Origin of the sequence: Flavobacterium sp., assembly GCF_043756175.1 — a bacterium.
Taxonomy (GTDB): Bacteria; Bacteroidota; Bacteroidia; order Flavobacteriales; family Flavobacteriaceae; genus Flavobacterium.
The window spans coordinates 24,734-34,946 of the sequence record NZ_JAYURN010000116.1; the positions used below are offsets into that span (position 1 = coordinate 24,734).

Here is a 10,213-nt window from a genome sequence, read left to right on the forward strand (position 1 = left end):
AATTTGGTTATTCGAAAAACCTCGTTACAAATTTTGAACTGCTTGTTTAAATTGACGACCTCTGTCTTCATAATTTTCGAACAAATCAAAACTAGCACAAGCTGGAGACAATAAAACTGCATCTCCTTTTTCTGCCAATTTATATGCTTGACGAACGGCATCAGTCATAGAAGAAACTTCAATTAATTCATCTACAACATTTCGAAATGCTTCGATTATTTTTTTGTTATCTACACCTAAACAAATGATAGCTTTTACGTTTTTATTTACCAATTCCATCAATTCTGAATAGTCATTACCTTTATCTACACCACCTACAATCCAAACAGTTGGCGATGTCATACTGTCTAAAGCATAAAAAGTAGCATTTACGTTTGTTGCCTTAGAATCGTTGATGTATTGTACATTTTGAATTTTAAGCACTTTTTCTAAACGATGCTCGACACCTTGAAAATCAGCCAGACTCTCACGTATGGTCGCTTTTCTGATTTTTAATAATTGCGCCACAGAAGTAGCTGCCAAAGCGTTTTTTACGTTGTGTTTTCCTTCGAGAGATAGTTGAGATGTTTGCATAACAAATGGGTCGTTATTGGTATTTATATTTATATTATTTTCTGCTTCGTAAGCGCCAAATTCAAATTGTTTTATTAATGAAAACGGAACTAATTTCGCTCTTGTTTTGTTGTTCTTTAACCAATTACTTATGGCTTCGTCATCAGCATCATAAATCAAATAATCCTCTTCTGTTTGATTCATTGTGATTCTGAATTTCGACTCTATATATTTTTCATAATTATAATCATATCTGTCTAAATGATCTGGACTAATATTTGTAATTATAGCAATATGTGGTTTATAATTTTTTATTCCGTCCAACTGAAAACTGCTTAATTCCAGCGCATAAACATCATGTTTATCTTCGGAAACTTGCCAAGCAAAACTTTTACCTATATTTCCAGCAAGTCCAACATTTAACCCGCCTTGTTTTAACAAATGATACACCAACATTGTCGTTGTTGTTTTACCATTACTTCCAGTAATTCCTACAGTTGTAGCATTTGTATACTGTGCCGTAAACTCAATTTCAGAAATAACTGGAATGTTTTTTACTTTCAATTTCTTTACGATGGGAGATTTGTCAGGAATTCCTGGACTTTTCATCACTACATCGGCATTTAGAATTAAATCTTCGGTATGTTGCTCATCTTCAAACTTGATTTTATTAAGGATTAAGACTTCTTTGTAATTGTTTTTTATTTTTCCAAAATCAGAAACAAAGACATCATATCCTTTCTTCTTACCAAGAATCGCTGTGCCAACACCGCTTTCTCCTCCTCCAAGAATTACTAATCTCATATTATCGTAATTTTAAAGTTACTATTGACACTATCGCCAATAAAATCCCGACAATCCAGAAACGGGTGACGATTTTGCTTTCGTGGTATCCTTTCTTTTGATAATGATGATGCAAAGGCGACATAAGAAAGATTCGTCGACCTTCGCCAAAACGCTTTTTAGTATATTTAAAATAAGAAACTTGTAAAACCACCGATAAATTTTCGGCAAGAAAAATCCCGCAAATAACTGGAATTAGCATTTCTTTTCGAACTGCAATTGCTAAAACGGCTATAATTCCGCCTATAGTTAAACTTCCTGTATCTCCCATAAATACAGCTGCTGGGTAACTATTATACCACAAAAATCCGACTAACGCTCCTACGAATGCGGCAATAAAAACTGTCATTTCTCCCGAATTTGGGATAAACATAATATTGAGATAATTAGAGAAAATAATATTTCCAGAAACGAATGTAAAAACTCCCAAAGCAATAACTGAAATGGCCGAAGTCCCTGCTGCTAAACCATCAATCCCATCGGTTAGATTGGCTCCGTTTGAAACAGCAACAATGATAAAAATTACGATTGGAATAAAAATTAACCATGCATAATTCTGATAACCATCGCCTGTCCAGGCTAATAATTCGGCATAATCAAATTCATTATTTTTAAAAAAAGGAATGGTTGTTGCGGTCGATTTTTCATCTAAAGAAACTGAGTTCACTGTGTTTTGGGTCGAATTGATTTCGATTTTATTTTTATCAATATCCTTACGGATAGTTACATCTTGATGAAAATATAAAGTAGCTCCTACAATAATACCTAATCCAACTTGGCCAATTACTTTAAAAATTCCTTTTAATCCTGCTTTATCTTTTTTGAAAATTTTTATGTAATCATCAAGAAATCCAATAGCTCCCATCCAAAGTGTGGTTACGATTAGAAGAATGATATAAATATTATTCAGTTTCGCTAATAAAAGAACAGGAAGCAAGGTTGAAAATATAATAATTAACCCACCCATTGTTGGTGTTCCAGCTTTTTGAGTTTGTCCTTCTAGACCTAATTCTCTTACTGTCTCCCCTACTTGCAAACGACTTAAATAACTAATAACTCTTTTTCCGAAAATAGTCGAAATAAGCAATGACATAATAATTGCTAATGCTGATCTAAATGTGATATATTGAAAAACTCCAGCTCCTGGAAAATCAAAATATTTGTCTAAGTATTCGAATAAATAGTATAGCATATTCTTCTTTATTTGGTTATTGTTGATTTGGTTAAACGAATCAACGATTGAACTTTATTTGTTTAGTTGTTCTAAAATTTCTTTTACAATTTGCATGTCATCAAAATCATGACGTACGCCGTTTATTTCTTGATATGTTTCATGTCCTTTTCCTGCAATGAGAATAATATCGTTAGGTTGTGCTAACTGACAAGCAGTTTTTATGGCTTGTTTTCTATCGGTAATGGCCATGTATTTTTTATAATTTACAGTTGTAATTCCAGCTTCCATTTCGGCAATAATTGCTTCAGGATTTTCGGTCCTTGGATTATCAGAAGTAAGAATAGCCTTATCACTCATTTCCGAAGCGATATTTGCCATAATTGGTCTTTTTGTTTTGTCACGATCACCGCCACAACCTACAATGGTAATTAATTGTTCGTTTCTTGTACGAATGTCATTAATGGTGCTCAACACATTTTCTAAAGCATCAGGCGTGTGTGCATAATCGACAATTGCAGTGATATTTTCTTTTGAAACTATAAATTGAAAACGTCCTGAAACACTTTCTAATTCTGACAAAAGCCTTAAAACTTCTAACTTTTCGATTCCTAATTCGATGGCTACGCCATAAATTGCCAATAAATTATATGCATTGAAAGTTCCTATCAATCGAACCCAAAATTCTTGTTCGTTTACTTTCAATAACAATCCGCTTAACTGATTTTCGATAATAATGGCTTTATAATCGGCATACGTTTTTAATGCATAAGACAATTTTCTTGCCTTGGTATTTTGCATCATTACGGAACCATTTTTATCATCTATATTAGATAAAGCAAATGCGTTTTTAGGTAAATTATCGAAGAATGATTTCTTCACGTCGCGATACTCTGCAAATGTTGGGTGATAATCTAAATGATCGTGAGATAAGTTTGTAAAAACGCCGCCTACAAATTGTAAACCTTCGGTACGTTTTTGATGAATTCCGTGTGAACTTACTTCCATAAAGCAATATTCGCAACCAGCTTCAACCATTTTATCTAGATAGTAATTGATTGTTAATGAATCTGGTGTGGTGTGTGTTGCTTTATGTTCTACTTCATCAACTAAAATTTTTACAGTAGAAAGCAATCCAACTTTGAAACCTGCTTTTTTGAATAATTGATATAATAATGAGGCAATCGTGGTTTTGCCGTTTGTTCCTGTTATACCAACTAATTGCAATTTCTGTGATGGATTATCATAAAAATTTGTTGCTAGATATGCCAAAGCTGCATTTGTGTCTTTTACTTTTACATAAGTAATTTGTGATAACAAATCCGTTGGTAATGTATCGCAAATAATCACGGAAGCACCCAACGAAATGGCTTTGTCGATAAACTCATGTCCGTTTGAAACCGAACCACGAATTGCCACAAATACATCATTTGACTCTATTTTTCGAGAATCAAAATGAATATTATGCACAGCGACATCGGTTGAACCGTGAACAACTTCGAGAGCTACTTTATATAAAATTTCTTTTAAAACCATTTTATGACAATTCTAAAATTATTGTATTGTTTTTTAATATTGGTTGACCTGCTTGTATCGATTGTTTTTTTACCTTTCCAACGCCGATAGCTTTTACTTTCATTCCTAAATTTTCGAGTAACGCCACCGCATCCATTCCAGACATACCACGCAAATTTGGTATCGATATTGGTTTTTTATTTACTTTATCATTGTAAATCAAATAATTTTTGTCTTGAACCGGATTGTTCTTTTTTAGGTTTTTTACTATGTTAGTTGATGGCACATCGGTAAAAACTTTTTGCGCAATCCGTTTGAAAACTGGTCCTGCAACATCGGCTCCGTAATAATTATTTTTGGAAGTATTTGGTTTATGAACCACCACAATGCAAGAATATTTAGGATTTTCTGCTGGAAAATAACCCGTAAATGAAGAAGCATAATACATATTTCCTTGTCCTTTGTGATAATCTACTTGTGCCGTTCCTGTTTTTCCAGCCATCGAAAAATCTTTAGAATATAGTTTAGAACCTGTTCCTTTTTTAACTACATTTTTCAGTATAGCTCTTACTTTTTTCAAAGTTTCGTCAGAGCATATTTTTGGATTAATGACTTGTTTCTCGAATATTTTGATGGTTTTATTCCATTCTTTAACTTCTTGAACAAAAATTGGTTTTATCATTTCGCCATTATTTGCAATGGCGTTATATAAGGTTAATGTTTGTAATGGCGTTACTGAAACTCCGTACCCGAATGCCATCCACGGAAGTGAGATTGCACTCCAATTTTTATCAGACGGTTGTGGTATTACTGGAATCCCTTCTCCTTTAAATGGTAATCCAAGTGGTTTATTTAAACCTAAATTTACAATTCTGTCTGTAAATTGTTTTGGATTGTTTTTATAATTTTCATAAACCGCTTGCACCATAATCGTGTTAGAAGACACTTCGAATCCTTTAGCTAATGATATTTTTCCGTAACCGCCTTCGTGAGAATCTCTAACTTTACGACCACGATACGTAATCTCACCACCGTTACTGTTATACACTTTGCTAGTGTCGATTTTATTGTCATCTATAAGAGCAATTAAATCCACTAATTTGAATGTAGAACCTGGCTCGTGAGATTCTCCAACAGCATAATTTATGGTTTCATAATAAGATCCGTCCTTGTCTTTTCCTAGATTAGAAATCGCTTTTACGGCACCTGTTTTGGTTTCCATAACCACAACACAACCATGATCGGCATCATATTCTATTAATTGTTTCAGTAAAGCGTGGTGTGCAATGTCTTGAATATAAACATCAATCGTTGAAACGATATCATAGCCATCTTGTGGTTCGACTTCGTTATTATCACGAATAGGTTTCCATTGTCCTTGTGCGATTTTTTGTTTTAAAACTTTACCATCTTTACCATTTAGGTATTTTCCGAAAGCTCCTTCTATTCCTACAGGCAATAAATTTCCATTGTCGTCATAACGTTCATAACCTATTGTTCTTGCTGCAATTTTTCCGATAGGATGTTCCCGAACGGTTCTTTGCTCGGTAATCATGCCACCTTTGTTTGGTCCAAGTTTGAATAATGGGAAATTTTTGACCGTCGCATATTGGGTATAACTCAAATCTTTTGCCAAAAGAAAATATCTGTTTTTATTCGCTCTAGCCTTTCTGAAATCATTCAAATAAGTACTAGAAGATTTTTTTAGTAATACCGAAAGTGAATCCGATAAATCTTCAATATAAGCATCGAAATTTTCTTTGTTTGGCGCCAAAGCATCAAAACGAATGGTATATTTAGGAATTGAAGTTGCAAGCAAACTTCCATCGGAAGAATATACATTCCCACGATTGGCAGGAATTACAAAATTTTTGATAGACCTTTCTTTGGCTAATTTTCTGTAATAATCACCTTCAACCCACTGTATATTAGTGAGCTTTATACTTACAGCAGTTACCATAATTAAAATAACTATTGCAATTACGTAGATACGTTTTAAAATATTTCTATCTTCTATTGCCATAGTTTATCCCAAGCGGTTTTTTCTTTGGTTACTTTTATTTTTTTTGGTGGTACCGATGATGGTAAAATTCCTTTACTAAACATTTTTTCGGCCACCGTCGATTCCATTTTTATTTTCATTAATTCCGAACGTCGGTCTACAAACTCTGAACGTAATTCTTTGACATTATCTGTTAAATCGGCAATTTTGAAAATCTTTTTCTCGTAACTATGTGTATTTGCAATCATGATTATAGCCAACAAAAGCAGAAACACAATGAAACGCCAGTTTTTCGTAGCGTCTTCATTGACAAGAAATCTTGCTTTTAATATGTTATAAATATTGCCTTTCATTACTTTTTCTCTGCGATTCTTAGTTTTGCACTTCGAGCACGATTGTTTATTTTAATTTCCTCGTTTGACGGAATAATCATTTTTCCAATTAATTTGAAAGGAACTTCGAAACGTCCGAAGAAATCTTTTTCAGGCTCTCCTTCAAACAATCCATTTTTCATGAATCTTTTTACCAATCGGTCTTCTAAGGAATGATAAGAAATAACACTTAATCTTCCGCCTTCTCCTAAAACTTCTAATGATTGCTCTAAAAATTCTCTCAAAACATCCATTTCTTGATTTACCTCAATACGAATAGATTGGTATATTTGAGCCAAAATTTTATGCGCTTTATTATTCGGTAAAAATCTCGCTAAAACTTGTTTTAAATCTTCTGTGTTTACTATTTTTTCTTTTTCACGAGCTTCAATAATAGCTCGTGCAATTGCCAAAGCATTTCCTAATTCTCCGTATTCAGAAAAAATTCGACGTAAGTTTGCTTCGTCATATTCATTAACAATATTGAAAGCCGTTAAATCATTTTTTTTACTCATTCTCATATCCAACTCAGCATCAAAACGAGTAGAAAATCCTCTTTCAGGAACGTCAAACTGATGGGAAGAAACGCCTAAATCAGCAAGAATTCCATCTACTTTTTTAATTCCGTTAAAACGTAAAAACCTTTTTATATATCTAAAATTTTCTTGTATTAATGTAAATCTTTCGTCTGGCAAAGCATTTTCCCAAGCGTCTTCATCTTGATCGAAACCAAATAATTTTCCATCAGGACCAAGTCTTGACAAAATCTCTTTCGAATGTCCGCCACCACCAAAAGTCACATCTACATACACTCCGTCTGGCTTAATATTTAAACCATCGACCGTTTCTTTTAGTAAAACTGGATTATGATATTCCATTGTCATCGTCATTTACGTTACCCATTACTTCTTCTGCCAAATCCGCAAAATCCACCACCGAATCATCAATCGCTTTTTCATATAAATCTTTGTCCCAAATTTCAATGATATTTACTGCCGATGACAATACAATATCTTTTGAAACCGAAGCGAAAACAGCTAAATCTTTTGGAATTAACAATCGCCCCGTCGCATCAATTTCAATTACACGAACACCAGCTGTAAAACGTCGAATGAAATCGTTGTTCTTTTTTACAAATCGATTCAGTTTATTTATTTTTTGCATCATCAAATTCCATTCTTGCATTGGATATAATTCCAAACATTGCTGAAAAACCGAACGCTTCAAAACAAAGCCTTCTTTCAAAGACTCGTTTAGCTGCTTCTTCAAAGGATTAGGCATCATGAGCCTTCCTTTAGAATCGACCTTACATTCGTATGTTCCTACAATGGTATTCAAGTAGTTATGATTTTATATGATTGTTAGCAAATATAAATAATTATTTACCACCTTTTACCACAAAATACCACTTTGTTGATAAGTTTTGGTATTTTTAGTCCTAAACAAATACAAAATCAAGAAGAATCAATATTTACGACTTATTAACACAAAAATGATGTTATAAAAAAAGACAAGATTTATATTTCGTATTTTAGTCCTATATTTGCACCTATTTAAAGACAAAATTATTGACTGTGGATAACTTGAAGAAAGAAGGTAAATACGAATATTTTGAGGCTGGAGAAGGAACTCCGATTATTATTTTGCACGGATTAATGGGTGGCTTAAGTAATTTTGACGGTGTTGCTAATTATTTTCCTGCAAAAGGCTATAAAGTTGTTATACCGCAATTGCCATTATACACACAAAACATATTGAAAACTAACGTAAAAGCTTTCTCTAAATATGTTAAAGATTTTATCACTTTCAAAGGTTTTGATAGAGTAATTCTAGTAGGAAATTCATTGGGTGGACACATTGCTTTGTACTTTACAAAAATGTATCCAGAACGCGTTTCTGGTCTTGTAATTACAGGAAGTTCAGGGCTTTACGAAAGCGCCATGGGTGATAGCTACCCAAAACGTGGTGATTACGAATATATTAGAAAAAAAGCAGAAGGCGTTTTTTACGATCCTGCTATTGCTACAAAAGAAATTATAGATGATGTTTACAATACTGTAAATGACCGAATAAAATTGATAAAAACGTTAACTATTGCCAAAAGCGCCATTCGTCACAACATGGCCAAAGATTTGCCAAAAATGCATGTTCCTACTGGAATTATTTGGGGCAGAAATGATGGAGTAACTCCACCAAATGTTGCCGAAGAATTTCATAAGTTATTACCCAATTCGACCTTATATTGGATTGAGAAATGTGGTCACGCAGCAATGATGGAACATCCAGACGAGTTTAACCGTTTGCTTGATGAATGGTTGACTACAAAAGCAGAACATTAAAAACTGACTTAGTCTAAAAAAATAATTATACCGCTATTTTAGCGTAAAACATATTAAATGAAAATTAATACTGCCGAATTTATTATAAGCAATTCCATTGTGAGTTTGTGTCCGCAAGAACGCTTACCAGAATACGCTTTTATTGGACGATCTAACGTTGGGAAATCATCGTTAATAAACATGTTGACCAACCACAAAAGTTTGGCTAAAACTTCTGGAAGACCAGGAAAAACACAGTTAATAAATCATTTTAAGATAAACAATAACTGGTTTCTTGTCGATTTGCCAGGTTATGGTTATGCCAAAGTTTCGAAAAGAACTAAAGAAGTATTTCAGCAATTTATTACCGATTATTTCGAGAAAAGAGAACAACTCGTTTGTGCTTTTGTATTGATAGATATTCGTCACGAAGCACAACAAATAGATTTAGAATTTATCACATATCTTGGCGAAATCGAATTGCCATTTTGTATTGTTTTTACTAAAGCCGACAAAATTAGCAAAGGAAAAGTAGACCAACATGTTGCTGCTTATCGCAAAGCTTTACTTGCTAACAATTGGGCAGAAATGCCACATCATTTTGTAACTTCTGCAACGGAACATACCGGAAAAGAAAGTCTTTTAAGTTATATAGATGAAGTAAATCAGGAGATTTTTAAAGAAAATGGTTTTTAATTGGCATTATTTTAGCAAAAGTATAAATTCACAATACATTAAATAGAATAGCGATTTTCAATTATTTTTGAAAGTCGCTATTTTTTTCCCCAACCTTTTTAGTAAAAATGACATCTATAGTAATAACAAACTATATTTATATAAAAATGAAAAAAATACTTTTATCTGCAATTATCTTATTTTTTTGTAATCTAACATACAGTCAGAGAGTTGTAATTAGAGGTGTGGTTATAGATTCTACAAACGGGAATAGTGAAGCAAGCATAGTTATTAATGATACTATCAACAAATTAACCAATAAAATGGATAATGATCCAGATTTCTATTGGGCGAAAATCTATTTTAAAATGTCTGGAAGAAATAAGATGCAATATGCTACTAAAAGAAACAGCTATTTTAAAATGCCTAAAAAAAATAAATTGTACTATACTACCAAAAGAGATGGCTATTTTAAAATTAAAGCCAGATTAAAAGATACTTTAAGATTTTCTTCAAACGAGCATAAGGACACTATTATTTTAGTAAAAGATTTGGCAAAGAAAAAAAACATAAAAATCCTGTTAACTTCATTAAAATGCAACAGCAAAACTTGTCCCGAAGATAAGCTAGAATATTTAACACTAATAGGGACAAAAATAAAAGTTGATAATGGAAAAAGAGGAGGAACTGCTTGTGGAAAGTATACTAGATTAGTTTTACATGATTCTAGTTGCGATGCACTATTTAGAGTCGATTGTATTATAAA

The 10,213-nt window shown here is 32.8% G+C and carries 10 protein-coding genes; 3 read left to right on the forward strand and 7 right to left on the reverse strand.

Annotation, left to right across the window (positions count from 1 at the left end):
• Positions 1-24: 24 nt before the first annotated feature.
• From murD to mraZ, 7 genes are read right to left on the reverse strand one after another with little or no spacing between them, the layout of a single operon-like run.
• Positions 25-1,356, reverse strand: a complete 1,332-nt coding sequence (gene murD / locus ACH2BP_RS09545; RefSeq protein WP_395059299.1) for a UDP-N-acetylmuramoyl-L-alanine--D-glutamate ligase — start codon at positions 1,354-1,356, stop codon at positions 25-27.
• A gap of 1 nt (position 1,357) precedes the next feature.
• Positions 1,358-2,587, reverse strand: a complete 1,230-nt coding sequence (gene mraY / locus ACH2BP_RS09550; RefSeq protein ID WP_395059301.1) for a phospho-N-acetylmuramoyl-pentapeptide-transferase — start codon at positions 2,585-2,587, stop codon at positions 1,358-1,360.
• A 54-nt stretch (positions 2,588-2,641) separates the two neighbouring features.
• The gene (locus ACH2BP_RS09555) at positions 2,642-4,102 is read right to left on the reverse strand and encodes a UDP-N-acetylmuramoyl-L-alanyl-D-glutamate--2,6-diaminopimelate ligase (protein WP_395059303.1); all 1,461 of its coding nucleotides are present in this window, start codon (positions 4,100-4,102) and stop codon (positions 2,642-2,644) included.
• A gap of 1 nt (position 4,103) precedes the next feature.
• Positions 4,104-6,104 (reverse strand): penicillin-binding protein, encoded by a 2,001-nt coding sequence (locus ACH2BP_RS09560; protein WP_395059305.1) that lies wholly within the window; start codon positions 6,102-6,104, stop codon positions 4,104-4,106.
• Positions 6,095-6,436, reverse strand: a complete 342-nt coding sequence (locus tag ACH2BP_RS09565; protein ID WP_395059307.1) for an FtsL-like putative cell division protein — start codon at positions 6,434-6,436, stop codon at positions 6,095-6,097. Before ACH2BP_RS09565 ends, ACH2BP_RS09560 begins: the two co-directional genes overlap by 10 nt.
• Entirely contained in the window at positions 6,436-7,344 is a 909-nt protein-coding gene (gene rsmH / locus ACH2BP_RS09570; RefSeq protein WP_395059309.1) for a 16S rRNA (cytosine(1402)-N(4))-methyltransferase RsmH, read from the reverse strand. Before rsmH ends, ACH2BP_RS09565 begins: the two co-directional genes overlap by 1 nt.
• On the reverse strand, positions 7,319-7,792 hold the full coding sequence (gene mraZ, locus ACH2BP_RS09575; RefSeq protein ID WP_395059311.1) for a division/cell wall cluster transcriptional repressor MraZ: 474 nt from the start codon (positions 7,790-7,792) through the stop codon (positions 7,319-7,321). Before mraZ ends, rsmH begins: the two co-directional genes overlap by 26 nt.
• A gap of 236 nt (positions 7,793-8,028) precedes the next feature.
• Between mraZ and ACH2BP_RS09580 the strand changes: the two genes are divergently transcribed.
• The 3 genes from ACH2BP_RS09580 to ACH2BP_RS09590 all read left to right on the forward strand — a co-directional run.
• Positions 8,029-8,793 (forward strand): alpha/beta fold hydrolase, encoded by a 765-nt coding sequence (locus tag ACH2BP_RS09580; RefSeq protein ID WP_395059313.1) that lies wholly within the window; start codon positions 8,029-8,031, stop codon positions 8,791-8,793.
• Between the two features lie 57 nt (positions 8,794-8,850).
• Complete coding sequence (yihA, locus tag ACH2BP_RS09585) at positions 8,851-9,468, forward strand: ribosome biogenesis GTP-binding protein YihA/YsxC (RefSeq protein ID WP_395059315.1); 618 nt, start codon at positions 8,851-8,853, stop codon at positions 9,466-9,468.
• A gap of 146 nt (positions 9,469-9,614) precedes the next feature.
• Positions 9,615-10,213 (forward strand): hypothetical protein (locus tag ACH2BP_RS09590; RefSeq protein ID WP_395059317.1); only part of this gene is annotated, 599 nt, incomplete at its 3' end.